Annotated in this window: 26 protein-coding genes; 10 read left to right on the top strand and 16 right to left on the bottom strand. The window is 60.9% G+C overall.

Annotated elements, in window-relative coordinates; translation table 11 throughout:
- The 5 genes from RV1423_RS19805 to RV1423_RS19785 form a co-directional block, all read right to left on the bottom strand.
- Positions 1 to 248: NAD(P)/FAD-dependent oxidoreductase (locus tag RV1423_RS19805; RefSeq protein WP_034300384.1), on the bottom strand; the 248-nt coding region annotated here is incomplete at its 3' end.
- A 2-nt stretch (positions 249 to 250) separates the two neighbouring features.
- Positions 251 to 1,189 (bottom strand): electron transfer flavoprotein subunit alpha/FixB family protein, encoded by a 939-nt coding sequence (locus RV1423_RS19800; protein ID WP_034300381.1) that lies wholly within the window; start codon positions 1,187 to 1,189, stop codon positions 251 to 253.
- 60 nt (positions 1,190 to 1,249) lie between these two features.
- Positions 1,250 to 1,999 (bottom strand): electron transfer flavoprotein subunit beta/FixA family protein, encoded by a 750-nt coding sequence (locus tag RV1423_RS19795; RefSeq protein WP_034300378.1) that lies wholly within the window; start codon positions 1,997 to 1,999, stop codon positions 1,250 to 1,252.
- A gap of 75 nt (positions 2,000 to 2,074) precedes the next feature.
- Positions 2,075 to 2,704 (bottom strand): HutD family protein, encoded by a 630-nt coding sequence (locus RV1423_RS28610; protein ID WP_051516801.1) that lies wholly within the window; start codon positions 2,702 to 2,704, stop codon positions 2,075 to 2,077.
- Between the two features lie 32 nt (positions 2,705 to 2,736).
- Positions 2,737 to 3,921, bottom strand: coding sequence for an FAD-binding oxidoreductase (locus RV1423_RS19785; protein ID WP_034300375.1), 1,185 nt, complete (start codon positions 3,919 to 3,921; stop codon positions 2,737 to 2,739).
- 204 nt (positions 3,922 to 4,125) lie between these two features.
- On the opposite strand from RV1423_RS19785, the gene RV1423_RS19780 reads away from it, so the two are divergent.
- The 5 genes from RV1423_RS19780 (at position 4,126) to RV1423_RS19760 (ending at position 9,126) form a co-directional block, all read left to right on the top strand.
- A complete protein-coding gene (locus RV1423_RS19780; RefSeq protein WP_034300372.1) occupies positions 4,126 to 5,085 on the top strand; it encodes a LysR family transcriptional regulator in 960 nt (319 codons plus the stop codon).
- An 85-nt stretch (positions 5,086 to 5,170) separates the two neighbouring features.
- Complete coding sequence (hutG, locus tag RV1423_RS19775) at positions 5,171 to 5,977, top strand: N-formylglutamate deformylase (protein WP_034300369.1); 807 nt, start codon at positions 5,171 to 5,173, stop codon at positions 5,975 to 5,977.
- A 561-nt stretch (positions 5,978 to 6,538) separates the two neighbouring features.
- Positions 6,539 to 7,540 carry an ABC transporter substrate-binding protein gene (locus RV1423_RS19770; RefSeq protein ID WP_034300366.1) on the top strand — a complete coding sequence of 334 codons (1,002 nt, stop codon included), beginning with the start codon at positions 6,539 to 6,541 and terminating at the stop codon, positions 7,538 to 7,540.
- A 9-nt stretch (positions 7,541 to 7,549) separates the two neighbouring features.
- Positions 7,550 to 8,323, top strand: coding sequence for an ABC transporter permease (locus RV1423_RS19765; RefSeq protein WP_034300363.1), 774 nt, complete (start codon positions 7,550 to 7,552; stop codon positions 8,321 to 8,323).
- Positions 8,324 to 8,361: 38 nt separating this feature from the next.
- Positions 8,362 to 9,126, top strand: coding sequence for an ABC transporter ATP-binding protein (locus tag RV1423_RS19760; RefSeq protein ID WP_034300360.1), 765 nt, complete (start codon positions 8,362 to 8,364; stop codon positions 9,124 to 9,126).
- Between the two features lie 21 nt (positions 9,127 to 9,147).
- Here the strand turns inward: RV1423_RS19760 and RV1423_RS19755 are convergent, their stop codons facing one another.
- Positions 9,148 to 9,996: a helix-turn-helix transcriptional regulator gene (locus RV1423_RS19755; protein WP_034300357.1), complete on the bottom strand. Its 849-nt coding sequence runs from the start codon at positions 9,994 to 9,996 to the stop codon at positions 9,148 to 9,150.
- Between the two features lie 99 nt (positions 9,997 to 10,095).
- Between RV1423_RS19755 and RV1423_RS19750 the strand changes: the two genes are divergently transcribed.
- Complete coding sequence (locus tag RV1423_RS19750) at positions 10,096 to 10,995, top strand: SDR family oxidoreductase (RefSeq protein WP_034300354.1); 900 nt, start codon at positions 10,096 to 10,098, stop codon at positions 10,993 to 10,995.
- Between the two features lie 29 nt (positions 10,996 to 11,024).
- On the opposite strand, the gene RV1423_RS19745 is transcribed toward RV1423_RS19750, so the two are convergent.
- Positions 11,025 to 11,921 carry a LysR family transcriptional regulator gene (locus tag RV1423_RS19745; protein WP_034300352.1) on the bottom strand — a complete coding sequence of 299 codons (897 nt, stop codon included), beginning with the start codon at positions 11,919 to 11,921 and terminating at the stop codon, positions 11,025 to 11,027.
- A gap of 147 nt (positions 11,922 to 12,068) precedes the next feature.
- Here RV1423_RS19745 and RV1423_RS19740 point away from each other — a divergent pair, with 147 nt between their 5' ends.
- Both RV1423_RS19740 and RV1423_RS19735 read left to right on the top strand, forming a co-directional pair.
- Positions 12,069 to 13,052, top strand: a complete 984-nt coding sequence (locus tag RV1423_RS19740) for an aldo/keto reductase (RefSeq protein WP_034300350.1) — start codon at positions 12,069 to 12,071, stop codon at positions 13,050 to 13,052.
- A gap of 482 nt (positions 13,053 to 13,534) precedes the next feature.
- On the top strand, positions 13,535 to 14,386 hold the full coding sequence (locus RV1423_RS19735) for an aldo/keto reductase (RefSeq protein WP_034300348.1): 852 nt from the start codon (positions 13,535 to 13,537) through the stop codon (positions 14,384 to 14,386).
- Positions 14,387 to 14,422: 36 nt separating this feature from the next.
- On the opposite strand, the gene RV1423_RS19730 is transcribed toward RV1423_RS19735, so the two are convergent.
- Positions 14,423 to 14,731, bottom strand: coding sequence for a helix-turn-helix transcriptional regulator (locus RV1423_RS19730; RefSeq protein WP_034300345.1), 309 nt, complete (start codon positions 14,729 to 14,731; stop codon positions 14,423 to 14,425).
- 92 nt (positions 14,732 to 14,823) lie between these two features.
- On the opposite strand from RV1423_RS19730, the gene RV1423_RS19725 reads away from it, so the two are divergent.
- Complete coding sequence (locus tag RV1423_RS19725) at positions 14,824 to 15,912, top strand: NADH:flavin oxidoreductase/NADH oxidase (RefSeq protein ID WP_034300342.1); 1,089 nt, start codon at positions 14,824 to 14,826, stop codon at positions 15,910 to 15,912.
- A gap of 138 nt (positions 15,913 to 16,050) precedes the next feature.
- Here RV1423_RS19725 and RV1423_RS19720 read toward each other — a convergent pair whose 3' ends face one another.
- From RV1423_RS19720 to RV1423_RS19700, 5 genes are read right to left on the bottom strand one after another with little or no spacing between them, the layout of a single operon-like run.
- Positions 16,051 to 16,440: an aconitase X swivel domain-containing protein gene (locus RV1423_RS19720; protein ID WP_231502402.1), complete on the bottom strand. Its 390-nt coding sequence runs from the start codon at positions 16,438 to 16,440 to the stop codon at positions 16,051 to 16,053.
- Between the two features lie 49 nt (positions 16,441 to 16,489).
- Positions 16,490 to 17,743: an aconitase X catalytic domain-containing protein gene (locus RV1423_RS19715; protein ID WP_034300339.1), complete on the bottom strand. Its 1,254-nt coding sequence runs from the start codon at positions 17,741 to 17,743 to the stop codon at positions 16,490 to 16,492.
- 42 nt (positions 17,744 to 17,785) lie between these two features.
- The gene (locus RV1423_RS19710) at positions 17,786 to 19,303 is read right to left on the bottom strand and encodes an aldehyde dehydrogenase family protein (protein ID WP_034300336.1); all 1,518 of its coding nucleotides are present in this window, start codon (positions 19,301 to 19,303) and stop codon (positions 17,786 to 17,788) included.
- Between the two features lie 27 nt (positions 19,304 to 19,330).
- Complete coding sequence (locus tag RV1423_RS19705; RefSeq protein WP_034300333.1) at positions 19,331 to 20,359, bottom strand: DUF1338 domain-containing protein; 1,029 nt, start codon at positions 20,357 to 20,359, stop codon at positions 19,331 to 19,333.
- 16 nt (positions 20,360 to 20,375) lie between these two features.
- Positions 20,376 to 21,521 (bottom strand): saccharopine dehydrogenase family protein, encoded by a 1,146-nt coding sequence (locus RV1423_RS19700; RefSeq protein WP_034300330.1) that lies wholly within the window; start codon positions 21,519 to 21,521, stop codon positions 20,376 to 20,378.
- Between the two features lie 324 nt (positions 21,522 to 21,845).
- Between RV1423_RS19700 and RV1423_RS19695 the strand changes: the two genes are divergently transcribed.
- Positions 21,846 to 22,688: a transporter substrate-binding domain-containing protein gene (locus RV1423_RS19695; protein WP_034300327.1), complete on the top strand. Its 843-nt coding sequence runs from the start codon at positions 21,846 to 21,848 to the stop codon at positions 22,686 to 22,688.
- 99 nt (positions 22,689 to 22,787) lie between these two features.
- Here the strand turns inward: RV1423_RS19695 and RV1423_RS19690 are convergent, their stop codons facing one another.
- From RV1423_RS19690 to RV1423_RS19680, 3 genes are read right to left on the bottom strand one after another with little or no spacing between them, the layout of a single operon-like run.
- On the bottom strand, positions 22,788 to 23,234 hold the full coding sequence (locus RV1423_RS19690) for an Lrp/AsnC family transcriptional regulator (RefSeq protein ID WP_034300324.1): 447 nt from the start codon (positions 23,232 to 23,234) through the stop codon (positions 22,788 to 22,790).
- A gap of 10 nt (positions 23,235 to 23,244) precedes the next feature.
- A complete protein-coding gene (locus RV1423_RS19685) occupies positions 23,245 to 24,018 on the bottom strand; it encodes an amino acid ABC transporter ATP-binding protein (RefSeq protein WP_034300321.1) in 774 nt (257 codons plus the stop codon).
- Positions 24,019 to 24,022: 4 nt separating this feature from the next.
- Entirely contained in the window at positions 24,023 to 24,691 is a 669-nt protein-coding gene (locus RV1423_RS19680) for an amino acid ABC transporter permease (RefSeq protein WP_034300319.1), read from the bottom strand.
- Between the last annotated feature and the right edge of the window lie 274 nt (positions 24,692 to 24,965).

Genomic DNA, 24,965 nt, shown 5'->3' with positions numbered 1-24,965 from the left:
CGTTCTTTCCAGTCGGGGAACAGTTCGGTGATCGCCTGCGGATCCATGACCGCGCCGGAGAGGATATGGGCGCCGACTTCGCTGCCTTTTTCCAGCACGCACACCGAGATGTCCTTGCCGGCTGCGGCGGCGAGCTGTTTGATGCGGATGGCCGACGACAAGCCCGCCGGGCCGCCGCCGACAACGACAACGTCGTATTCCATTGCTTCGCGCGGGCCGTATCCGGCCAGGATTGTTTCCGTGTTCATGCTTATCCGAGCGCAGCCGCCAATTGCGGAACGACCTCGAACAGGTCGCCGACGATGCCGTAGTCCGCGACCGAGAAGATCGGCGCTTCCTCATCCTTGTTGATCGCCACGATCACCTTGGAATCCTTCATCCCGGCCAGATGCTGGATCGCGCCGGAGATGCCGACGGCGATGTACAGATCGGGCGCCACCACTTTGCCGGTCTGGCCGATCTGATAGTCGTTCGGCACGTAGCCTGCATCCACCGCCGCCCGCGATGCGCCCAGCGCCGCATGCAGTTTGTCGGCCAGCGGAGCGAGGACTTTTTCGTAGTTTTCTGCGGAGGCCAGACCGCGGCCGCCGGAGACGATGATCCTGGCGCCGGCCAGTTCGGGACGGTCCGACGACGTCGTCTGGCGCGAGACGAAACGCGACAGGCCGCTGTCCGGCACCGCCTCGACCGCCACGATTCCGGCGGCGTCGGCACGGTCCGATGCGGCGGCGGTGAAGGCGGTCGCACGCACCGAAATGACCTTGACGGCGTCGGCGGACTGCACGGTGGCGATCACGTTGCCGGCATAGACGGGACGTTCGAAGGTATCCGGGGCGATGACCCTGGTGATTTCTGAAATTTGCGCCACGTCCAGCGTCGCGGCGACACGCGGCAAGATGTTTTTTCCGCCCGCGGTCGCTGTTGCCAGAATGTGCGAATAGGCGGGAGCGAGGGAAACTGCCTGGGCTGCGATATTTTCCGCGAGGCCGTCCGCCAGATGCGGCGCTTCGGCCAGCAGCACGCGCGAGATGCCGGTCAGTGCGGATGCGGCGCGGGCGACATCAGCGCAGGCATTTCCCGCGACGAGGATATGGACGTCGGCATCGCATTGCAGCGCTGCCGTGACGGCATGCAGGGTTGCCGCTTTGAGCGTGCGATTGTCGTGCTCGGCGATGATGAGTGCGGTCATGTTGTGCTTTCAGAGAACAGGCGTGAACAGGTATGAATAGGCGCGAATGAGCGCGACGGACTAGATGACCTTGGCGTCGTTCTTCAGTCTGGCAACCAGGGTCGCGACATCGGGCACCTTGATCCCCGCCGCGCGCGATGGCGGCTCGCTGACCTTGATCGTGGTCAGGCGGGGGGCGACATCCACGCCGAGCAATGCCGCCGAGGTCAGATCCAGCGGTTTCTTTTTCGCCTTCATGATGTTGGGCAGCGTCACGTAGCGCGGCGTGTTCAGGCGCAGGTCGGTGGTGATCACGGCCGGCAGGGTGACGGCCACGGTTTCCAGGCCGCCGTCGACCTCGCGCGCGACGATGGCTTCGTTGCCGGCGATGGACAAGGTGGAGGCAAAGGTGGCTTGCGGCATGCCGGCCAGCGCCGCCAGCATCTGGCCGGTCTGGTTGCTGTCGTCGTCGATGGCCTGCTTGCCGACGATGACCAGCGCGGGCGACTCCTGCCTGACCAGTGCGTGCAGCAGCTTGGCGACGGCGAGCGGCTGCAGCTCGTCTTGCGACTCCACCAGGATGCCGCGATCCGCGCCGATCGCCAGCGCGGTGCGCAAGGTCTCCTGCGCCTGGGCCGGGCCGCAGGAGACGGCGATCACTTCGCTGGCAATGCCGGCTTCCTTCAGGCGGACGGCAGCCTCCACGGCGATTTCGTCAAATGGATTCATGCTCATCTTGACGTTGCCGATATCGATGCCGGTGCCGTCGGATTTGACCCGGACTTTGACGTTGAAATCAACGACGCGCTTGACTGCGACAAGAATTTTCATAGAAGTAGATAAATGAATGATCGTAAATAGGAGTGATGCCGCTGGCTCCGAGAAAGAGAAAGATCGCCGCGGCGATCAATCCGGCCGCTGCAATATCACGACGACAGCTTTCGCGTTCTTGTGCGACGGGCTGGGTCTCATCAGCGCGCCGGCGGCAAGCTCATGCACGATGCCCGCTTCGCCGACCGACAACAACGTCGTGGCCGATCGGTCCGGCGCGTCAAATTCCCATTGACCCGCCGCGACCAGGACAAACAGCGTCGCGGCTTTAGGACAGCGATAGCTTGCATGGATCACGCCGACCTCGCTGCGCATGGTCTTGCGGCGCACCATCAGATTCAGGATCTGCGGCGTCGTCGACGTCGGCGAGGGATCGCAGCGCGCCTCCAGTTCGGCTTCGCCCGAAAACGATAGCGGACGCAGGGGCGTCAGATACGACGATCCGCTCGGTCCGGACAGGGTGATGCCGCTGTGGCCCAACAGCACGGCGCAGCGATCGATGCCGGGAAAAACCGAAAACGGACCGTCGCCTTTGATGTCCGCCAGACTGATGCGCCAGTCGAACGCATCGATATTGGGAATCTCCCTGGCGGCCAACTGTCCGGCGGCAGTGCGGCCTGCGACGCCGGACGCGATCGGGCGCGTCAACCCGGCGCCGTTGCGCCACAACTGTGCCGGGATGTCGGCGAGCGTGATGGTTTGCATGATGAATGCGTGCCTGCTTGGTGCGGTCAGGATCAGGAGACGGCGCCCGAACCGTATTTTCCCAGCAGCAGTTGGCCGGTCGAGAAACGTTCGAGCGCATAAGGTTTGAGCGAGACGTCGGTCGGCAGTCCGAGCGCGGCCTGCGCGAGAACGCGGCCCACCGCCGGCGACAGCTTGAAGCCATGTCCCGAGAAACCGAAACCGGCGATCAGGCCCTCGATGCCCGGCAACCGGCCGAGCACCGGATTCCAATCCGGCGTGACGTCGTAGACGCCGGTCCATGACGTCGCCAGGCCGGCGGTTTCAAACGACGGAAAGCGTTCTGCAACCTGAGCGCCGATTTCAACGACGTCATCCAGCGAGACATCGCCTTGTTCGGTGTCCGGGGTCGCCAGCGTTTCGCCCGCCACGCCTTCGGAGACCAGCATCTGGTTGCCGCCGTAGCTGCGGCCGTAGAGCATGCCCTTGGAGGCCAGATCCTTGAAGACCGGCATGGTGTAGGAATAGGCTTCCGGGCCTTCCAGTGCAATGACGGTATGGCGTTCGGGGCGTACCGGCAGTTTCAGGCCGGTCCATTGTTCCAGCTCCGGCGTCCAGATGTTTTGCGTGCTGACGATGGTGTCGCTCAGGAAGCGTCCGGCGCTGGTGTCGACGCCGACCACGCGGCCGCCTTCGATGATGACCTTTTCGACCGTCACGCCTTCCTTGATGGTGACGCCGCGGCGACGCGCCGCGCGCGCGAAGGAGGTGGCAACCAGGTAGGCATCGGCAAAGCCGGCTTCGGGTTCGAAACAGATCAGCGCGGCATCGTCGAATTGGGCGATCGGCAGCAGGGCCCTGGCTTGTGCGGCATCGACATACTGCAGCGCGATGCCTTGCGCTTCCTGCCCTTGCAGCGATTGGCGCAACGGCTCGAGCTTGTCGCCTTCGGCGGCCCAGATCATGTAACCGCATTTCACCAGGCCGCTGGAGGCTTCTTCGTCTTCCAGGTATTCCGCGAAATGATTGAAGGCGCTCCACGAACGCTGCGCCAGTTCGACGTTTTCCTGCACGGAATAATGCGTGCGCAAGATGCCTGAGGATTGGGACGTCGTGCCTTCGCCGATTGCCTTGCGGTCAAGCACCAGGACATTGCGCGCACCCAGTCGGGCAAGATGGAATGCGGTCGACGTGCCGACCACGCCGGCGCCGATCACGATGGCATCATAAACGTTCATAGCTTCCTCTCAAATTGGACGGAAGCAAGTGTCACCCGAAATGGTATTGTCGAATTACTGCATTAGAGAATCTAATGTTTTGAAGAAGAGCGTTTAACATTAGCGCCATGCGAATCGTTTTCCATCATCATCATCACCGCCAATGCAACGACGGCGCCGGACTTCATCGGCAGCGGCGTTGCGGCGGCACTCTGCGGGGGAGTTATGTCAGCAATACCGTTTGACCTTCATGCGTTGCACGCGTTTGTCGCCGTGTGCGAAGGAGGCTCGATGATCGAGGCCGCCAGGAAGCTCGGCGTGACGCAAAGCGCGGTCAGCCAGTTGATCAAGTCGCTGGAAACGCAAAGCGGAATGCTGCTGCTGGATCGCGAGTTCCGTCCCTCCAGGCCGACGGCTGCAGGCCGCCTCTTGCTGGAATTGGCCCAGGACTTGCTTGAGCATGCGCAGCGCGTCAACGAGCGGTTGCTGGATGCATCGAAATCGGAAATCGCACAGTTTCGCCTGGGCGGCGTGGACTCGTTTTCCGCGACGGTGGGACCGGCGATTGTGCGGGCCTTGTCGAAAAACGCGCGTGAGATATCGCTCTGGTCGGGATTGACGCCGACGTTGAGCGAGCAGTTGCAGCGACGCGAACTGGATCTGGCGGTTTGCACCGAGTCCACCGTCAACGATTCGCGCATCGAGCAGCGGCTGCTTTTTTCGGAAGCGTTTGTGGCCGTGGTGCCCAGGAGCATGGCGGTCGCGGACGGCGACTACCGCAAAGTGTTTGAAAGCCTGCCGCTGATGCGCTACACCAAGCGCTCGGTCATCGGCCAGCAGATTGAGCGCTATTTGCGCCACATCGGTCTGGACGCGGCGCGCCGCTTCGAATTCGATGCGACCGATCCGTTGCTGAACCTGGTGGCGTGGGGCATCGGTTACGCCGTGACGACGCCGTTGTGCCTGTGGCAATCGCGGCATTGCCTGGACGACGTGACGGTGGTGCCCTTGCCGGCAAGCCAGCTCGGGCGGCGCAATTTCTTCCTGTTGTCGCGGGAAGGGGAATGGACCGGACTGGCCGATGAAATATCGGTCATTACCAGGCAGGTATTGGAGCAGCAGATTTCGCCGGCGATCCAGGCGGTATTGCCGACCCTGCCGAAGGATGCGTTCTCATGGAAATAGCAGCGCAGCGCGGACGAGTTGCGGCCCCTTGGCGGTCGGTCGCCGCGTATTGTTTGAATGACGGAATGATGAACGGAGAGAAGTAATGGCAGTCGATGTTTTCAATCTCAAGCGTGGAGAGCAGCCGCTGCTGATCTCCATCCCCCACATGGGCACCCGCATTCCCGCCGAGATCGCTGATCGGCTGACGCCGGCCGCGAGTCTGCTGGCCGATACCGACTGGCACCTGGCGCAGCTCTACGATTTTGGCGCGTCGATGGGGGCGACTATCCTGCACGCGAACTACTCGCGGTATGTCATCGACCTGAATCGCCCTCCCGGCGGCGAGAGCCTGTATCCGGGCCAAACCACCACATCGCTTTGTCCGACCGAGACCTTTCCCGGCGAGCCGATTTATCAGGAAGGACAGGCGCCCGCCAAGGAAGAAATCGCCGCGCGCCTGGCCACGTACTGGCGCCCCTATCACGATCAGTTGCAAGCCGAACTCGCACGGCTGCGCGCCTTGCACGGCGCGGTGCTGCTGTGGGAGGCGCACTCGATTGCGAGCCGCCTGCCGCGTCTCTTCGACGGCAAGCTGCCCGATTTCAACCTCGGCACCAATGAAGGACGCAGTTGCTCCGTTGCGGTGCAAGAGGCCATTGAGCGCACGGCTCCGGCTGCCTGCGGCAAGCGCTACACCTCCGTGGTGAACGGCCGCTTCAAGGGCGGCTACATCACGCGCCATTACGGGCAGCCGCAGGACAACGTCCACGCGGTCCAGTTGGAGATGTGCCAGTCGACTTACATGGACGAGACGCCGCCGTTTGGCTATCGGCCCGACCTTGCGCAAGAAGCCGCTCCGGTTATCCGGACCATCATGGATGCTGCATTGCAGGCGGTGCAGCGACGCTGAAGAGGCCGGCGCGGAGTGTATTGGTATTCACGCCGCCGCGCCGCAAATTCCCACGGTTTTGCACACGATTGCCACCTTGCCCGTCGACGTCGGGCAGGGCCGGCTGCGGCTTTTCGCGATGTGTGAAGAGAGTATTAGATTAGCCACGGCCATAGTTAATATTAGTTTTCCTTAAGCCTCCATTTGCTCCTTTTTTAACTTGTCACGGATTAGTAATATCGACACACCAAGGCCGATCCGCAACGAGGCGCCAGCGTGTGAGGTATCGGTAAATGCGTGATCACGACGGTGAGAACGACAATGAGAAAAGGGAGCGGCCAGCAGGGTAATGCGGTTCAGTTAAGTTTAAAAAACTCCTGAGCGCATTGTCAGTTTATGACAACCGTCGTCCTGACGAAAGTCAGGGCCCAGCGTCGTATCGGACGTCCTCACGACACTGGGTCCCGGCATGCGCCGGGACCACGGCTGGAAAAAACAGGTTTAACCGAACGGCATGACGGCGAGCAGGGGGCCGTTTCCATCGTTTTATTTTTTGGATCAACCAAGATAGGGGAGCAAGCAATGAATGAAACTCGACGCAGGATCATGAAGCAAGCCGCAACGTTGGCCGCGGCCGGTTCGATGGGATTGCCCATCCTGTCCCGCGCCGCTGGCGCCACCGTCGTCAACTATGGCGGATCCGCCTGGCTCGGCCACTATTCTGCGTACATCGCGATGAAGACCGGCATGATGGCGAAACAGAATATCGACCTGCGCTGGCAAGCGTTCTCCACCTCGTCGGCGCGCATGGCGGCCGTCATGGCCGGCAACGTCGACATCGCCGGCACCGGCGTGGTTTCCGCGCTGGCGCTCATGGCCAGCGGCGCGCGTCAATTTCAACTGATTGCCACGCCCAACAATTTCGGCAAGGCCGAAGGCCTGCTGGTGCGCGACGGCGTCAACAGCATCAACGATCTCAAAGGCAAGAAAATCGGCGTGACCTATGCGTCAAGCTCGCACGTGCTGTTGCTGGACATTCTCGCGCAAGCCAGGATCGATCCGGACAAGGACGTATCCGTCATCAATCTGCCCGCCACCGAGCTGCTCACCGCCTATCGCGCCAATCAGGTGGACGCGGCGGTGGCCTGGACGCCGACATTCAATCGCATTCGCGCGCTGCCCGGCACCAAGGTCTTGCTCGACGATTCCGCCTTCTCCTTGTACAAGAGCTACAAGATGTCGCCCGGTCCGGACGTGCTGCTGACGCGCACCTCCTTCGCCAAGGACAACCGCGATGCGGTCAAGGGTTTCCTGGCGGCGATCTTTGAAGCCAACGCCTTCATGACAAAGAAACCGGAGGAGGCGGCCAAGCTGCTGATGGAACTGACCTCGCTGACCTACGAAGAACAACTGACCACAATCAAACAGACCGAGTGGTTCAGCCAGGCCGACCAGCAGGCGCTCATGAACAATCCGGGCGACTTCGTCGTCGGCTTGCAAAAACTGTCGGAAATGCTGCTCAAACTCAAGCAAATCGATTCGGTTCCGCAAGTGCGGCAATGGGTCAATGCAACTTACCTGTGAGGCTAGGGCATGGCTGAAAAGAAAAAATGGCTGCAGAACGGGGCATTGCTGACAATCTCGGCAGCGTCCTTGCTCGGTTTCCTGCTGCTATGGGAGTTGATCTGTCGATCAGGGGCGGTCGACCCGGTGTTTTTGCCGGCGCCTTCGCAAGTGCTGGCCCGGGCGATACGCATGTGGGATCAGAATTCGCTGATTTCCAATATCGCCGCATCGGGACGGCGCGTGATGGTCGGTTTTTTTGCGGCGGTGGTGGTGTCGATTCCGCTGGGGGTCGTGCTCGGGACGTCGCGCGTCGCCCGCGCCGTGCTTGATCCGATTCTGTCGTTCCTGCGGCCCCTGCCGTCGATGAGCTGGATTCCGCTGACCTTGCTGTGGTTCGGCATCACCGAAACGCAAAAGTACAGCATCGTGTTCATGGGCTCGGTCACTCCCGCTTTGCTCTATGTCATCGACGCCACGCAAGGCATCGACCCGCTGCTCATTCGCGCCGCGCGCAATCTGGGCGCCAATCGCTGGCAGGTCATGCGCGAAGTGATCTTGCCGGGTTGCATGCCGCAAATCCTGTCGGGCATGAAGGTCATTCTCGGCCTGTCCTGGACCTGTGTGATTTCGGCCGAACTGGTCGCGGCCAAGGAAGGCCTCGGCTTCATGATCATGAACGGCAAGGAATTCTTCCAGACCGATACGGTGGTGCTGGGCATGGTCCTGATCAGTTTTACCGTGCTGATCACGGATATGGTGTTTCGTCTGATTCAAAGGAGCGTTTTGTCATGGCAGCAGTAACTTCTTCGGCGGCGTCCGCGAACGTAAGCGCGAATGCAATGATCAGCATCCGCGATGTCTCCAAGTCGTTCGGCGCGCTCAAGGTGCTCGACCATGTCGACATCGAAGTGGCGAAGGGCGAGTTCCTCGTCCTGCTGGGCGCATCGGGTTGCGGCAAGTCCACCTTGCTGAATCTCATTTCCGGTTTTGAACGGGCCAGCGCAGGCTCGGTGCATGTCAACAATCGCGAAGTGCGCGATATCGATCCCGGCTGCGGCATGGTGTTTCAGCAGTACGCCTTGTTCCCGTGGAAGACGGTGCAGCAGAACGTCGAGTTCGGCCTCAAGATGCGCGGCATTTCCCGTGCCGAGCGCGCCAGGACGGCGCAGCACTATATCGAGATGGTCGGCTTGCGCGGATGTGAGAAAAGCTATCCGAGCGCCTTGTCGGGAGGCATGAAGCAGCGCGTGTCGATTGCCCGGGTGCTTGCCAACGACCCGGACGTGATGCTGTTCGACGAACCGTTTGCCGCGCTCGATGCGATGACGCGTCAAGTCTTGCAAGAGCAGTTGCTTTCCATCTACGAGAAGAGCGGCAAGACGATTCTGTTCATCACGCACTCGATCGATGAGGCCTTGATGCTCTCGACGAGGATGGTGGTCATGGGCGCCAAACCCGGTCGCGTGGTGCAAGACATCCAAAACGATCTCCCCCATCCGAGAACGGCGGAAGTGCAGTTGTCGCCGCGCTATATCGAATTGAAGAAATCGATTTGGGAGACGGTCCAATCGGAGGTGATGAAGAGTCTCGAACAAACGCACTAACCACGCTTCCTTTAGACACCGTCACGTTGCCATCTCGTCCGGCTGAACCTCGCCGGTCTTGATGAGCGACCTGATACGCTGAGCCATCAAGCTTGAGACGGGGTTGTAAATCATCAGGCTTAAATCAGGTCGGCCATCGACCGAAAAAGCAGAATATTCCAGATCGATCACACCGAGCTTCGGATGCCGAAGGTGCTTCAAGCCCTCGCCATGGGCGCGCACGTCATTTTCTTTCCACAAGGCTTCAAAATCGGGGCTTGCCGCGCAAAGTTCCTCGACCAGTTCACTGACTTCCGATATCGCGCCGGCGCGCGCGGCATCCGCTCTGAACGCTCCCACGGCAAAACGCGCCACAGCCTCCCAGTCATGCTGCTTTTCACGAATGGCAGGATTGCAAAATAGCAGGCGAAGTATGTTGCGCTGATCCGCAGGCAGGGTGCTGTAGTCGGTGAGTACGATGACGGCGGCGCGATTCCAGGCAACCACATCCCAGGCGGCGGTCTTGATCAAAGCCGGGCTGGCGTCCAGCGAGTCGAGCAGGCGTTGCAGTCGGGGACTGACGCCTTCCACGGACTTGTAGCGGACCTCCGGCAGCCGTCCGAGTCCCAAGAGAAAGAGATGCTCGCGCTCCGGTTCGGTCAGCAGCAAGCTTTCTGCAATGCGATTGAGCACGTCCGCGGACGGGGCACCGCCGCGTCCTTGCTCCAACCACGTGTACCAGGTTGGACTGATGTTGGCGCGTTGGGCGACTTCTTCCCGACGCAGCCCGGGCGTCCTCCTGCGTCCGGACAACCCGAAGGCGGCTGGGTCCAGACGGGTACGCCGATCTTTCAGGAATGTCCCTAAAGAGTTGGTGTTGTGGGCCGCCATGCTGATCCTGTTGGTTTCTATAATAGGAAACTATCACTACTTTAATAGTATAAGGACTAGGCAGATAGTACGCATATTCGATCAACGAGGAGCACACATATGCGTATCTTTCTTACCGGCGCGACGGGTTTCATCGGCTCGGCCCTGGTTCCGGAACTGATCCAGGCGGGGCATCAGGTGATCGGCATGACCCGCTCCGACGAGGGCGCCAGAAAACTGCTCGCCGTCGGCGCGGAAGTGCACCGCGGAACGCTTGAAGACCCCGATAGCTTGCGCCGGGGCGCCATGCTGGCGGAGGGGGTGATTCATACAGCCTTTGACCACGATTTCTCCCGATTTGTCGAGAACTGCGACAAGGACAGGTGCGTCATTGAAGCGCTCGGTTCCGCACTCGAAGGGTCGGATCGGCCGCTGCTGATTACCTCCGGGACCGGCATGGGCAGCCCGGCATCCGGGCAGACGGCAACCGAGGACATTTTCAACATTGACCATCCCAATCCGCGTAGCGCTTCGGAATTGGCGGGTGCACAACTGTTGGCCGCCGGCATCAATGTGTCCGTGGTGCGTCTGCCGCAAGTTCACGACACACTCAAGCAAGGCCTCATTACGCCGCTCATCTCAATCGCACGCGAGAAGCGGGTTTCTGCCTACGTGGGCGAAGGACGCAACCGTTGGCCGGCAGGTCATCTTCTTGATGTCGCTCGTCTCTACCGCATGGCGCTGGAGAAGCGGGAATCAGGCGCGCGTTACCATGCCGTCGGTGAAGAAGGGGTGGAAGCACGCGTCATCGCGGAGGCGATCGGCCGCGGCCTGAACGTGTCGGTAATTTCGGTTTCGCGTGAAGAGGCGAAGGCGCACTTCGGGTGGATGGGAATGTTTGCCGATATGGATTTTCCGGCCTCCAGTGCGCAGACTCAAGCCAGGCTCGGATGGCACCCGACCGGTCCATCCTTGATAGAGGATCTTACTGCGATGCGATACGATGAGAGCGGCCAATGAGACATGGCGACGGGTGGGGGCGACGATCCTTACCGACCTTCATATCGCAATGTATCCACCAGCAATGCGAATGCCGGTGAAGGCTGGCGGCGGCTAGGATAATACAGGTGATACCCTGAAAAGGTCGGCCACCAGTCTTCAAGAACCGGTTTGAGCAAGCCTTTCGCGACGGGCTCGCGAACCACATCCTCCAACATGAAGGCCAAGCCCAGTCCGGACAGTGCGGCATTAAGCAACTGGGAAACGCCATTGACGACGAGCTGGCCGTCCACCCTGACATTCAATTCGCGCTTGCCTTTCTTGAGCTCCCAGGCATATAAGCCGCCCAAGGTCGGCAAGCGCAGATTGATACACAGATGTTCTGTCAACTCCTGAGGCGTCTTAGGCGGCGGTCGCTTGTCAAAGTACAAGGGGGAGCCGACAAGAACCATGCGTACGTCAGGCCCGATGCGAACGGCGATCATGTCCTTGGCAACCTGCTCGCCAAGCCGCACGCCCGCGTCGTACCGTTGCTCCACGATATCGATCAGCCTGTTTTCCGAATTGATTTCCACTCTGACGTCAGGATAGTCGGGTAGCAGGCCGGCCAGTTTTGGCATGAGGATGGAGTTGGACGCATGCTCCGAGGCCGTAAGCCGAATGGTGCCCGATGGCTTATCGCGCAGTTCGCTCAGCGCCGCCAGTTCATTCTCGACTTCCTCAAGCCGTGGCGCGATGGTCAACATCAGGCGTTCGCCTGCTTCGGTCGGGGCAACGCTTCGGGTGGTCCGGGTCAGCAAGCGAATGCCCAACCTGGCCTCCAACCCCCTGACCGTCTGGCTCAACGCCGATTGGGATATGCCAAGTTGCGCCGCGGCTTTGGTGAAACTTCTTTCCCGTGCGACTGCGATAAAGGCCAGCAAATCATTTAAATTCTCATGCGCCATTGATAAGCCTTACTTATAGGTTTATGCAGATTATACGGTCTAATCAAATGACTCCTTATTCATTAAAGTGTATTGATCATCGAGAGAGATGACGCCACCCGTAAGAATTGCCGAATGAGCAGTTACTCAACAAAATAGGAGTTTGTCATGCAGAAACGAACGCTTGGAAATACAGGCCTGAAGGTATCGGCCATCGGCCTGGGTTGCATGGGTCTCAGCTATGGCTATGGTCCGGCAACCGACCGGCAGAAGGCGATTGACCTTATCCGCGCCGCTTACGAGCGTGGGGTGACCTTCTTCGACACCGCTGAAGCGTATGGGCCAGGACTCAACGAAGAGGTGGTGGGCGAGGCGTTGGAGCCGTTTCGCGACCAGGTCGTGATTGCGACCAAGTTCGGCTTCAAGAATGGTGTTCCGGATGAGGGACTCGACAGCCGTCCCGAACGTATCCGCCAGGTAGCTGATGAGGCGCTCAAGCGGCTCAGGACCGACCACATCGATCTCTTCTACCAGCATCGCGTGGATCCCGACGTGCCGATGGAGGACGTGGCCGGCGTCGTAAAGGAGCTGATCAGGGAGGGCAAGGTTCATCACTTCGGCCTCTCCGAAGCAGGCGCGGATTCGATCCGCCGCGCGCATGCGGTGCAGCCGGTTGCCGCACTCCAAAGCGAATATTCGCTCTGGTGGCGTGAGCCGGAAGCCGAGATTCTGCCGCTTCTGGAAGAGCTTGGCATCGGCTTCGTACCCTTTAGCCCGCTCGGCAAGGGATTCCTGACAGGAACAATCGATGCCAACGCGACCTTCGGCGACAAAGACTTTCGCCATATCGTGCCGCGTTTCTCAGCCGAAGCGCTTAAGGCCAACCAGTCGCTGGTTGTCCTTATCGGGGAGATCGCCCGCGAGAAAGGCGTGACGCCGGCGCAGATTGCGCTTGCCTGGCTGCTGGCGCAACGGCCGTGGATTGTGCCGATTCCCGGCACCACCAAGTTGCACCGTCTGGAAGAAAATCTCGGCGCGGCGAATGTTGAGCTGACCGGCGATGACCGAACCCGGATTGAGCGGGCTCTCGCCACCGTCGAAGTCCAGGGTGAGCGCTATCCGGCATCCCTCCAGGCGCGTGTGGGACGCTGACCGTGAAAATGGGGAGACCGTGAATCGACGCAACGCCATCTCGCGCAGGGATATTCTGACGGCTTCCATATTGCTGCCGGTCATGGCGAATTCCAGGTCGGCCATCGCATCGACGAATACAGTCTCGGTAATAGCTTGTCTGTGATTGCTGCTCATGCTTCGCAAGCGCGGCTGCTCGACGGTTTTTCCATGCAAGCCGACCAGGAACGGCAAACGCTCACGTGCGTGACGCGCTGGCTAGGCGGAATCAAGAGCAGATGAAAGGAACATGAGACATGACAACTCAACCAGGGCGCGACTTCCCGATGCCGCGCAGGTTTTCTCCGGCGCGGAGGCGCCTGCGAAGTTCTGAGCTGGCGTTGGCTCATCACAAAATGCTTGTTAAGCACTGACGCAATGCCATGCTACACAATGATGTCTATCGCGATGGAAGCCAAGCCTTAAGCCAAGCTCAGGTCGCGCACCTTGGAAAGGAAACGAACATGCAATACGTCACTTTGAACACCGGAAACAAAATGCCCATTCTTGGATTCGGCGTCTTCCAGATACCCGACGCCAAGGAGTGCGAGCGCTGCGTAATCGACGCCGTCGAGACCGGCTATCGGCTCATCGACACGGCAGCCTCGTACCTCAACGAAGAAGCGGTCGGCAAGGGCATCAGGAACAGCGGCATTGCCCGTGAAGAGCTTTTCGTCACGACCAAACTGTGGGTGCAGGACACCGGTTATGAGCGTACAAAGCAGGCCATAGAAAAATCGCTGCGAAAACTGCAATTGGACTATCTGGATCTGTACCTGATTCACCAGCCATTCGGCGACGTCCACGGCTCTTGGCGCGCAATGGAAGAGGCGCATCGCGAAGGCAAGCTCCGCTCGATTGGCGTCAGCAATTTCTATCCTGACCGGTTGATGGATATCATCGCGTTCAACGAGATACGCCCCGCAATCAATCAGGTCGAAGTGAATCCCTTTCATCAGCAAGCCGAGAGCCTATCGTTCATGCGCGACAACGGCGTTCAAGCCGAAGCCTGGGCTCCCTTCGCCGAAGGTAAGAACAACCTGTTCCAAAACAAACTGCTCGCCGACATCGGCGCAAAGTACGGCAAGTCGGTCGGACAGGTGGTTTTGCGCTGGTCGATTCAGCGCGACATTGTGACCCTCGCCAAATCGGTGCGTCGCGAACGCATGGCCGAGAATTTCAACGTGTTCGATTTCAATCTCGACGCCGATGAAATGGCCAGGATTGCTACGCTGGAAACGGGCGAGAGCAGCTTTTTCTCGCACCGCGATCCCAACATTGTCAAATGGATGCGGGAGCGGCATCTCGACGTCTGAAGCACTCAGGCCGGTATGGCTGGCGCTTCCTTGCTATTACTCGGGTGTTTGCTGATTCAATATTGCCGTCAGCAAGCCGGGAAAGCGGCTTTCGACGTCTGCGCGGCGCAGCCGGTTGACGTGCGTGGTGCCGGTCGTTTCGGTCAAGACCAGTCCGGCCTCTCGCAATACCTTGAAATGATGCGAGACGGTGGACTTCGGGCGCCCGCCGTCCAATTCACCGCAAGTCGCGGCTTCCACGCGAGACAGGTGCCGGACGATGTCCAGACGAATCGAATCGCTCAAGGCGTAGAGCACGCGTTCGAGGGCGAGTTCGCTGGGAGCAGGATGTTTGTAGGGACGCATAAGCGGCATGATACACCTTGGGTTATACTTGTTCTATTGTTCGTATATATTCGAACTAAAGAGCAGAAATTCAACCATTTGCAAAGGTCTCTATGCCCGCATTATTCCAGCCGTTCAAACTCAAAGACGTCACGTTACGCAATCGCATCGCGGTGCCGCCGATGTGTCAATACCAGGCCGTCGATGGACGGATCAATGACTGGCATCTGTCGCACTACGCCAGCATGGCGCGCGGCGGCGCCGGACTGGTGATTGTCGAGGCGACGGCGGTCGCGCCCGAAGGACGCATCACACCGGGCTGTGCCGGGATCTGGTCCGAGGAACTGGCGCAGGCATTCGCGCCGGTGGTGCGGGCGATCAAGGCGGCCGGTTCGGTGCCGGGCATCCAGATCGGCCATGCCGGACGCAAAGCCAGCGCCAACTTGCCATGGGAAGGCGACGACCACATCGCCGAAGATGATGCACGCGGCTGGCAGACCATTGCGCCATCGGCGATCGCCTACGGCGCGGGTTTGCCGAAGCTGCCGCGAGCGATGACGCTGGACGATATCGCCCGCGTGCGTCAAAACTTCGTCGACGCGGCCTTGCGTGCGCGAGAAGCCGGCTTTGAATGGCTGGAACTGCATTTTGCGCACGGCTATCTGGCGCAGAGCTTTTTTTCCGCGCATTCAAATCAACGCGATGACATCTATGGCGGCAGCGCCGAGAACCGTGGCCGGTTTTTATTGGAGACCTTGAAGGCAGTGCGTGAAGTGTGGCCCGAAAACCTGCCGCTGACGGTACGTTTCGGCGTGCTCGAATACGACGGCCGCGACGAGCAGACCTTGCTGGAGTCAATCGGTCTTGTGGCCCGGTTCAAGACGGCCGGCATGGACATGATCAGCGTCAGCGTGGGTTTCACGATTCCTGGAACATCCATTCCTTGGGGACCGGCTTTCCTGGGGCCGGTGGCCGAGCGAGTGCGCCGCGAGGCGGGCGTTCCGGTCTCGTCGGCCTGGGGTTTCGGTACGCCGGAGATCGCCGAGCGGGTCGTGAAAGAGCAGCAGCTTGATGTGGTGATGGTGGGCCGGGCGCATCTGGCCAATCCGCACTGGGCGTACTTCGCCGCCAAGGAGTTGGGCGTTGAACGCGCGTCGTGGACTTTGCCCGCGCCTTATGCGCACTGGCTCGAACGCTACTAAGTTACTAATACACGCCGCACGAGCATTGAAAAAGAACCGGCCTGCAGTGATGCAGGCCGGTTTTCATTGGGAAGCAGTTGTCGAAAAACTCAAGATCGGGACGCATTGCGCAATCGCGCGAGAGCAAGGCCGGATTTTTCAGACGGGACTGACGATGATCGTGGATTGCTTGCCGTCGGAAATGACTTCGGCAAAGCAGTCTCGATCGGACTTAAGCAGGTATAGCCAGTTAGCGTCCGACAATGCCACGATGGGCAGATTCCTTGCATACAGTTCCGACGCAACGATGCTGCCCAAAGCGACGATCAAATCCGCCGCGCGCATGACGATCGCGGCCGGCGCATTCCCATTTCGCACCAGTTCGGCCAGGACGCTGCTGCTTGAAGAAGAACCTTTGGCCCTGGCCATGACCATGACGCGGTCGCGCAGCAGCGCTCCGCGTTGCGGATGGTCCTGCTGAATAATCTCTCCGGTTTCCGCGTTCACGCCGCCCCAGAAGCTCAGTGGCTCGTCGAGTACCAACAGCATGCCTTCGCCATGCCCGGATACGACGGATTGTCCGTCCAAACGCAAGGATTTACTGTCCATCGAACCATACCTCGCCGTAACCGGCGGAAGCGACGCATTCCCACAAGGTGCCGAAGGCGACGCTCACGCCAATATTGGCCGGTGCGTAATGCGCCCATTTTCCGGAGTTTGTCATCACGAGACCGGAGATGTCATTCATGATCGGCGTGATATACGTGCATGTGTCGGTGACAATGGTTACCCCGCGTCGCTGCAATTTTTCCGCCAGACCGTTTTCTTTGAGCTGCCACAAGATAAACCGGCTCGTGTTGACATAGAAATCGACTTTGAAAGGTTTCTCCATCAAATCCAGATAGGAGCCGAGAATAGAAAACTCATCGAGGGAAAAATGCGGCGTGCCGACACTGACCGCCGCCAGTTTTTCGCCTGGACGTCCTTTGCTCAGCGCTGTTCGCGCATCGGACAGATCACGCAAATCCAAGGTAATGACTTCGCCCGGTCGCCGGCCGCCGAATGCGGTCTCCAGGTCGCTCGCTTCCGGCGTAATGCCGATCGCATGGAACATCGCGACAGACCCGCTTGAGGCGGAGGCCGCTCCCAGCGCTTTCAACTCATCCTCTGAGGTATCGAGCGGCAGCCCGCGTATCGCCGGAATCCGGCCGGCGGCCTGCTTGCCGATCAGGAAGCCGAGAAGGGCATAATAAATGTCCCGGCTTTCCTTTTTCTCGGGAAAATCGACGACCTCGAAAAGGATGTCCGCGTGCCGATTCTCACTGAGATGCAACCCGCAGTACGGCGCTCTTCCCGTTATCGCGGCGCAGAGATCGATAAAATCTCCATAGCGGTTTGTCCTCGCGCCCAGAACGGAATTCGCGAAAACAATGGCGTTCGATTCCGCCCACGCAATCTGCTGGCCAAATACGGGACGATTCTTCAACTGATAAGGCGCGCAAGTAAAACTGGGTTCGCATCCCAGTTCGGCGTGCGCCTCCATCAGGCGCGTCCCTGCAGTTTTTAAGGCGCGATCGCCCTTGAACAACTCAGGGTGAATCAAGTCGATGGAACCGACGTTCAAGGTCGTGGGAACCGCAACCTTGCCGCCGCCGGAAACCAGCCGGTCCACGAAATCAAGACTGGCCTGTCCGTGGTAAAGGCAGCCGTCAATATGCGCGCTCGTGATATCCACAAGCGACCTGGCGCCCATCAGCGAAGCGGAGCGTGTCAATATGCGCATCGCCAATACACATGCTTCACCCTGATCTCCACTCAGCATTTTCTGGTCGTGCTCGGTAAGGCTGATCATCTGTCTTCTTCTCTTCGGCCGTCGTCGCGTCGGTCGCGCCTTTTAACCGATGTCAAACCGCACGCCTTGCGCCAGCGGCAGCACGCGGCTGTAGTTGATGGTGTTGGTGGCGCGGCGCATGTAGTTTTTCCACGCGTCCGAGCCGGATTCGCGGCCGCCGCCGGTTTTCTTTTCACCGCCGAAGGCGCCGCCGATTTCCGCGCCGCTGGTGCCGATGTTGACGTTGGCCAGGCCGCAATCGCTGCCCTGCGCCGACATGAACAGCTCGCTCTCGCGCATGTCGTTGGTGAAGATCGCCGACGACAAGCCTTGCGGCACGGCGTTGTTGAGCGCAATCGCTTCCTCGAACTCGTCATACGCCACGGCGTAGAGAATCGGCGCGAACGTCTCGCGATGCATCACCGCGCTCTGGCGCGGCATGCGCACCAGCGCCGGGCGCACGTAATGCGCGTGGTCGCCGCCGAATGCCGTCACGCGTTCGCCGCCTTTGACGTGGCCGCCCTCCTTTTGCGCTTGCGCCAGCGCCTGCTGCATGTGGTCGTAGGCGGCGCCGTCGATCAGCGGGCCGACCAGCGTGTCGGCCTCCAGCGGATCGCCGACGCGGATGTCGGCGTACACGCGCTCGATGTCGCCGCACAGCTTGTCGAACAGGCTGCGATGGATGAATACGCGGCGCAGGCTGGTGCAGCGCTGCCCGGCCGTGCCGACGGCCGAGAACACGATGGCGCGCAAGGCCAGGTCGAGGTCGGCCGTCGGCGCGACGATCATGGCGTTATTGCCGCCCAGTTCCAGCAGGCTGCGTCCCAGCCGCTGCGCGACCGTCACGGCGACCTTGCGGCCCATCGCCACGCTGCCGGTGGCGCTGACCAGCGCAATGTCGGGCGAAGCGGACAGCGCGGCGCCGGCCTGGGCGCCGCCGATGAGCAGTCCGCACAGCGCAGCGGGGACGGTGCCGGGACGTTGTTGTTCCATGCGCGCCGCCGCCTGTTGCATCAGCGCCTGTACCGCCAGCGCGGTGACCGGGGTTTTTTCGGACGGCTTCCATACCACGCTGTTGCCGCACACCAGCGCCAGCGCCGCATTCCATGCCCACACCGCAACCGGGAAATTGAAGGCGGTGATGACGCCGCACACGCCCAGCGGATGCCAGGTTTCCATCATGCGGTGGCCGGGACGCTCGGAGGCGATCGTCAGGCCGTGTAACTGGCGCGACAGGCCGACCGCGAAGTCGCAGATGTCGATCATCTCCTGCACTTCGCCGATGCCTTCGGAACGGATCTTGCCGGCTTCCAGCGACACCAGCAGGCCGAGCGCCTCGCGCTTCTCGCGCAGGACTTCGCCGAGCAGGCGCACCAGTTCGCCGCGCACCGGCGCCGGCACCTGGCGCCAGGCCTGCGACGCCGCGTGGGCGGCGGCGATGGTCTGCTGCACTTCCTGTTCGCTGTGATTGCGCAGCAAGGCCAGCGTGGCGCCGTCGCGCGGCGAGCGGATGTGCAGGTCGGGACCCGACTGGGCGGCGAGGTCGACACCCAGTTCGGCGTAGAGGGAAGCGATGTCCATCTTGGATCCTTATCGTGTTATCGGATATCAGGCGGCGGGAACGCCCGCCGTCATTTTGAAAATGCCCTGTGCGTTGCCGCTGTCGAACGTCAGATCGAGCCGCTCGCGGTGCGCGTCCTCGTCGACGTAGCGGTCGCGCGAGATGAATTCGTAAAACGATCCCGGCACCTTGCGCGCCACCGGCTTGCCATCTGTGTCGGCCATTTCGCGCACGACGGTGGTGGCGCGGAAGGCGGTCTGGCGCACGCGGCCGTTGCGCGAGACTTCGATCTTGTCCTTCATCGGGCGGCCGAGATCGCGCTGGATTTGCGCGAGTTGCTCGACGTCGTCGACGCGGTCGGTGGCGTGGTTGAAGACATTGCCTTCGGTGGCGATCCAGGCCATTTCGGACGATTCCTGCAACAGGCTTTCGTATTCCGCCAGCGTCGGCAACGCATGCTGGCGTTCAAAGCATCCCAGCATGGCGGGCAGCAAGGCGGCGGCCTCGTCGAAAGGCAGGCTTGCGTGCTGTTGCAATTGGTCCAGCGCCGCCTTGCTGCGCGCATCGAGCGGATCGGTTGAAGTCGACAGCACGCGCGCGACGACGTGTTGAAAGTCTGCGGAAAAACGTTCCGGGTGCAGTTCGCTGACGAAGAACTGCGCAATGCCCTCGGCATCGTCCGCATGCGCGTAGACGCGTCCGGTCATGTTGATGCGGTCGAGCGGATAGAGGCCGACGAATTGGTAGCCGAGCGGCAGCAGCAAGCGCGTGAAGGCAGCTTCGCCCGACGGCAGCGCGCCGGTCTGCGCGCCAAGCACGGTGCGCAGGGCGCCGTGGTCGAAACAGATCTTGCGGCCGTCGCGCACCGCATCGGCGACGTAGGCGGCGCCTTCCGGCACCTCGTGCAGCAGCTTGTCGAACAGCAGCATGTTGAGCGCCTGCGCCAGTTCCAGGCGGGTTACCGTCGGCCCGACAGGCTTCAGCGCGCCGACGGGGATGTGCAGCATGCGAAAAAGGCGCGCGGCGGTGTCCGCGCCGCGTACCTGTTCCAGCAGCTTGTTCAGGTTGGTGTCCATGGTTCCTCCGGGTCGGTCAGGCGGTCAATACCGCCTCTTTCTCCGCATAGTTTGACACGTCTTGCCGGCGTTGTTGCAAAGTCGCCTGCACGCCCGCGCCATACACCCGGCCATAGCGGTTGGCGAGGAAATCCGGCAGCGTGATCTGCTCTTGCCGGATGAAGCCATGCGACGGCAGCCGGCCTTGCCGGAACAAATCCAGCGCGGTGCAGATGCCGGCCGCGGTGGTGATCTGGATGGCGCTTTCATGCACGCCGCTGTGGGCCGACGCGAAAATCTTGCGCGAGAACACATCCTGTACGTACATGCCGTCGCGCATGCCGCTGACGGTGACGAACACCAGCACCACATCCTGCATCGTGGCCGGCACCGACTTGCGCAGGATGGACTTGAGCTGTTCCTGATCGTCGCGCAGGCGCAGTTCTTCCAGCAGGAATTTCACCAGGTTGCGATGGCCGGGATAGCGCACCGACTTGTAGTCGAGGTTGCGCACCTGGCCCGACAGCGTGGTGCACAGCGTGCCGAGTCCGCCCGAGGTGTTGAAGGCTTCGTACTCGACGCCGTCCAGCGAAAAATGTTCCAGGCCTTCGAGCGGCTGGATGTCTTGCATCTTGCCGTCGCGGATCGCTTCGCACGGATGGCAGTACTCGTTGACCAGGCCGTCGACGCTCCAGGTGAGGTTGTACTTCAGCGCGTTGGTGGGAAACTCCGGCAGCGCGCCGACGCGCATCTTCACTTCGTGGATGTCGTCGAAGCCGCTCGTCAGGTAATGCGCGGCGATGCCGATGAAACCCGGCGCCAGACCGCATTGCGGCATGAAGGCGGTATCGGCGCCGGCCGCCAGTCTGGCGATGGCCCTGGTCGCGCGCACGTCCTCGGTCAGGTCGAAATAATGCGTGCCGCTCAGCTTGGCCGCCTTGGCCACGGCGGTCGCCATGTGGTACGGCAAGGCGTTGAGACAGGCGTCGCGGCCGGACAGCAGATTGCACAAGGCGTCATGGTCGTTGAAGTCGACCAGCGCGGTCTGCACGCCGAGCGCATGCATGGCTGTGAGCGCGGAAGCCTCGCGGTCGGCGGCGAGGATGTCATAGTCGCCGCTGGCGTGCAGCAGACGGGCGATGGCTTGGCCGATGTGGCCGGCGCCGAGCAGGACGATTTTCATGATGGAGCTCCTTTTTTTAACGGTCGATTTCCCTGAATCCGTTGTTATTGTAGGAAACGGCAGGCACGATAAAAAGACAGAAATTGACGCGTCTATGACGATATTTACGTCAATTTGTACTGAGTAGTACTTCAAAATGATCGTCATGCCGAAAAAGCATCCGCGCGCCTCCTTTGAAACCGGGGTTCCCAACGGGCGGAACGTTGAATAAGCGCGCGCCGGATACTGCTTAGGATTAAAATTGCCGGATGCCGCCGGGCCGAAAACCGGGCGGTAAAAAAGCCAACCGGCACATCGGTGCCACATTCATCAGGGAGAGAAGCAATGCCAAACCGCCGCAGTTTCATCGCCAATATCGCAGGCCTCGCCGCCGCCAGCTATCTGCCCGGCGCATTCGCGCAGAGCGCGCCAGCCGGGGAAAGCACCTTTGCCCGCATCAAGCGGACCAAAGTGCTGCGCATTGGTGGTGTACGCGGCCAGGCCCCTTACTACAACAAGGACCTGGCCAGCGGCGAATGGGTCGGCTTCATGATCGACTTCGCCAAGAACCTGGCGGCCAGCCTGAACGTCAAGCTGGAAGTGCTGGAAACCACCTGGGGCAACTCGGTGCTGGATCTGCAGACGCGCAAGATCGACGTCTTCTTCGGCCTCAATCCGACTCCGGCGCGTCGCGAGACTGTCGGCTTCTCCGAGCCGCTGTTCAACAATGCCTTCACCGTCGTCGCCAAGAAGGGCTTCGCACCGAAGACCTGGGCCGAACTCAACAAGCCTGAAGTCAAGATCGGCGTCGACATCGGCTCGTCGCACGACAGCATGATCACCCGCGTCTGCCCCAATGCCACCATCGTCCGTCTGGAAAAAGCCGACGATGCCACCCTGGCCCTGCAAACCGGCCGCGTCGACGTGCAAGTGCTGGTCTGGCTGCTGGCGCTGAACGTGCTCAAGAAAAATCCAAGCCTGGGCACCATGATCGTGCCGATGCCGCTGGAAGCCACCTCGACCAACATCGGCGTGCCGAAGGAAGACGACAAGGCCTGGCTGGAATACATCAACAAGTGGATCGTGCAGGAACGCGCCGCCGGCAAGATCAAGGCCACCGTGCTGGAAAATCTGCAGAAGCTGTCGGGCGTGAGGCCCGAGGATGTGCCGCCGCAGATTCCGCTGTAACCTTTCGCTTCCAAACGCCGTCGTCCCGGCCCGCGTCGGGACGACGGCGTTTTTTCGTTCTGTGAATGTGGCGCGACGGCGCCGCAAATCTGCTCAGGTTCAGCGATCGATCTTGCGCGACAGCACGATCGATGTGGTGGTCTTGATCACGCCGTCGATCTCGCCGATCTCGTCGAGCAGCTTGTCGAGTTGCTCCGCCGAGCCGGTGCGCAGCCAGGCGACGTAGTCGAACTCGCCGCTGACGGAGCACAACTGCTCGATTTCCGGAATGCGTTTGAAGCGCTTGAGCACGTCGCGCGCGGTCTTGGCTTCGACCGTGATGCCGACGTAGGCGTGCAGGCCGCTGTCCAATACATCCTGGCCCAGCTTGACGGTGTAGCCGGCGATCACGCCGTTCTTTTCCAGCCGCGCCAGGCGCGCGACCACGGTGGTGCGCGCCACGCCGAGTTTGCGCGCCAGGTTGGCGACGCTTTCCCGCGCCGATTGCTGCAGCAATGCAACCAGCTTGCGGTCGGTGTCGTCGAGCAGGTCGAGGCGGGCGGTCATGGATGGCCGGTTATCCGTTGAAACGCGTCAGGAAACTCTGCGTCGCCGCCTGCTGAGGATTGTCGATGACCTGCGACGGCGGACCGGCTTCGACCACCACGCCGTCGCGCATGAAGATGACCTGGTCGGCGACTTCGCGGGCGAAGGCGATTTCATGCGTGACCAGGATCATGGTCATGCCGTCGGCGGCCAGCGAGCGGATCACGTTGAGTACTTCGCCCACCAGTTCCGGATCGAGCGCGGAGGTGGCTTCGTCGAACAGCATCACGCCCGGCCGCATGGCCAGCGCGCGGGCAATGGCGACACGCTGCTTCTGGCCGCCGGACAGGCGTTGCGGATAGATGTCGGCGCGGTCGGACAGGCCGACCTTTTGCAGCAGTTCCAGCGCATAGGCGCGCGCCTCGGCCTTGGGTTTGCGCAGCACGGTGACCATGCCTTCCATGACGTTTTCCAGCGCGGTCATGTGCGGGAACAGGTTGAAGTGCTGGAACACCATGCCGGTGTTGGTGCGGAACTTCGCCAGTTCGCGATCCTTGAGCGGCTTTGATGCTTTATCGCCGAAAGTGAAATCCTGGGCGCCGACGCGGATGCTGCCTTGCTCGGGCACGGTCAGCAGGTTGATGCAGCGCAGCAGCGTCGACTTGCCGGAGCCGGACGGCCCGATCATGGCGACCACGCTGCCCTTGTTGACCTGCATCGAGATGTCCTTCAGCACCACGTGATCGCCGAAGGCTTTTTTCAGATTCCTGATTTCAATCATGACTTCATTCGTTGCGTGACCCATGTTCTTACGCTCCCTGTTGTTGCGTCAGGCGATTTTCCAGGCGCTTGGCCCAGATCGTCGCGGGGAGCAGGATCAGGAAGTAGACCACCGCCACCAGCGTGTAGATTTCCAGCGGACGATAGGTTTCATGCGCGATGATCTGGCCTTGATACAACAGGTCCGGCACCGCCAGCACCGACAGCAGCGAGGTGTTTTTCAACTGCATGATGGACTGGCTGACCAGCGGCGGCGTCATGCGCTTGAAGGCTTGCGGCAGGATCACGCGGCGCATCAGTTGCCAGCGCGTCATGCCGAGCGCGCAGCCGGCTTCGGTCTGGCCGACATCGATCGAGACGATGCCGCCGCGGATGATTTCCGAATAGAAAGCGCCGCCGTACAAGGCCAGCGCCAGCATCGCCGCGGTGCCTGCCGACATCTCGATGCCGACCAGCACCGGCAGCGCGTAATAGAACCACACCAATTGCACCAGCACCGGCGTGCAGCGGAACACTTCGACATAGGCGCGCAGCGGTCCCGAGACCAGCGGATTGGTAGACAGCCGCCCCAGGCCGACCAGCAAGCCGATCAGCAGGCCCAGCAAAACGCAGGCAACAGTGTAGGCCAGCGTGTAGCCGAAGCCTACCGCAATGACATTGCGGAATTGCCAGAGCGCGGCGAAGTCCCATTGATACATCGTGTTTCCTCTTTACTGTCGAGTTTTTGAATTCTGAATGCTTGCAGGCGGGGCAGCGCAAAAATGAGCATGAAGCGTGCCAATCGAAGGGCGGCGGACCGGTTTCATCTCCCTGAAAAGTCCCGCAATTGTAATGGAGAATGCCGTGCGACACGTAGCGGAAGCTGTCGCGCCGTGCTTTTGCGGCAGTTTTTTTACAAGCGGCCGACGGCGTCGGCCGCGCTTATTGGGTAAAATGGCGGCACCGTTTTTTTGCTTGTTCCCGTCCTTGTCC

Source organism: Herbaspirillum sp. RV1423, from assembly GCF_000577615.1.
GTDB lineage: Bacteria > Pseudomonadota > Gammaproteobacteria > Burkholderiales > Burkholderiaceae_D > Herbaspirillum.
The sequence above is the reverse complement of the archived record's forward strand: the minus strand, read 5'-3'. Positions and strand labels throughout refer to the sequence as shown.

Excerpts from the sequence above, each read along its gene's own strand:
- RV1423_RS19800 (WP_034300381.1), bottom strand. The coding sequence starts at position 1,189 with ATGACCGCACTCATCATCGCCGAGCACGACAATCGCACGCTCAAAGCG.
- RV1423_RS19795 (WP_034300378.1), bottom strand. The coding sequence starts at position 1,999 with ATGAAAATTCTTGTCGCAGTCAAGCGCGTCGTTGATTTCAACGTCAAA.
- RV1423_RS28610 (WP_051516801.1), bottom strand. The coding sequence starts at position 2,704 with ATGCAAACCATCACGCTCGCCGACATCCCGGCACAGTTGTGGCGCAAC.
- RV1423_RS19785 (WP_034300375.1), bottom strand. The coding sequence starts at position 3,921 with ATGAACGTTTATGATGCCATCGTGATCGGCGCCGGCGTGGTCGGCACG.
- RV1423_RS19780 (WP_034300372.1), top strand. The coding sequence starts at position 4,126 with ATGTCAGCAATACCGTTTGACCTTCATGCGTTGCACGCGTTTGTCGCC.
- hutG (WP_034300369.1), top strand. The coding sequence starts at position 5,171 with ATGGCAGTCGATGTTTTCAATCTCAAGCGTGGAGAGCAGCCGCTGCTG.
- RV1423_RS19770 (WP_034300366.1), top strand. The coding sequence starts at position 6,539 with ATGAATGAAACTCGACGCAGGATCATGAAGCAAGCCGCAACGTTGGCC.
- RV1423_RS19765 (WP_034300363.1), top strand. The coding sequence starts at position 7,550 with ATGGCTGAAAAGAAAAAATGGCTGCAGAACGGGGCATTGCTGACAATC.
- RV1423_RS19760 (WP_034300360.1), top strand. The coding sequence starts at position 8,362 with ATGATCAGCATCCGCGATGTCTCCAAGTCGTTCGGCGCGCTCAAGGTG.
- RV1423_RS19755 (WP_034300357.1), bottom strand. The coding sequence starts at position 9,996 with ATGGCGGCCCACAACACCAACTCTTTAGGGACATTCCTGAAAGATCGG.
- RV1423_RS19750 (WP_034300354.1), top strand. The coding sequence starts at position 10,096 with ATGCGTATCTTTCTTACCGGCGCGACGGGTTTCATCGGCTCGGCCCTG.
- RV1423_RS19745 (WP_034300352.1), bottom strand. The coding sequence starts at position 11,921 with ATGGCGCATGAGAATTTAAATGATTTGCTGGCCTTTATCGCAGTCGCA.
- RV1423_RS19740 (WP_034300350.1), top strand. The coding sequence starts at position 12,069 with ATGCAGAAACGAACGCTTGGAAATACAGGCCTGAAGGTATCGGCCATC.
- RV1423_RS19735 (WP_034300348.1), top strand. The coding sequence starts at position 13,535 with ATGCAATACGTCACTTTGAACACCGGAAACAAAATGCCCATTCTTGGA.
- RV1423_RS19730 (WP_034300345.1), bottom strand. The coding sequence starts at position 14,731 with ATGCGTCCCTACAAACATCCTGCTCCCAGCGAACTCGCCCTCGAACGC.
- RV1423_RS19725 (WP_034300342.1), top strand. The coding sequence starts at position 14,824 with ATGCCCGCATTATTCCAGCCGTTCAAACTCAAAGACGTCACGTTACGC.
- RV1423_RS19720 (WP_231502402.1), bottom strand. The coding sequence starts at position 16,440 with ATGCTGTTGGTACTCGACGAGCCACTGAGCTTCTGGGGCGGCGTGAAC.
- RV1423_RS19715 (WP_034300339.1), bottom strand. The coding sequence starts at position 17,743 with ATGATCAGCCTTACCGAGCACGACCAGAAAATGCTGAGTGGAGATCAG.
- RV1423_RS19710 (WP_034300336.1), bottom strand. The coding sequence starts at position 19,303 with ATGGACATCGCTTCCCTCTACGCCGAACTGGGTGTCGACCTCGCCGCC.
- RV1423_RS19705 (WP_034300333.1), bottom strand. The coding sequence starts at position 20,359 with ATGGACACCAACCTGAACAAGCTGCTGGAACAGGTACGCGGCGCGGAC.
- RV1423_RS19700 (WP_034300330.1), bottom strand. The coding sequence starts at position 21,521 with ATGAAAATCGTCCTGCTCGGCGCCGGCCACATCGGCCAAGCCATCGCC.
- RV1423_RS19695 (WP_034300327.1), top strand. The coding sequence starts at position 21,846 with ATGCCAAACCGCCGCAGTTTCATCGCCAATATCGCAGGCCTCGCCGCC.
- RV1423_RS19690 (WP_034300324.1), bottom strand. The coding sequence starts at position 23,234 with ATGACCGCCCGCCTCGACCTGCTCGACGACACCGACCGCAAGCTGGTT.
- RV1423_RS19685 (WP_034300321.1), bottom strand. The coding sequence starts at position 24,018 with ATGGGTCACGCAACGAATGAAGTCATGATTGAAATCAGGAATCTGAAA.
- RV1423_RS19680 (WP_034300319.1), bottom strand. The coding sequence starts at position 24,691 with ATGTATCAATGGGACTTCGCCGCGCTCTGGCAATTCCGCAATGTCATT.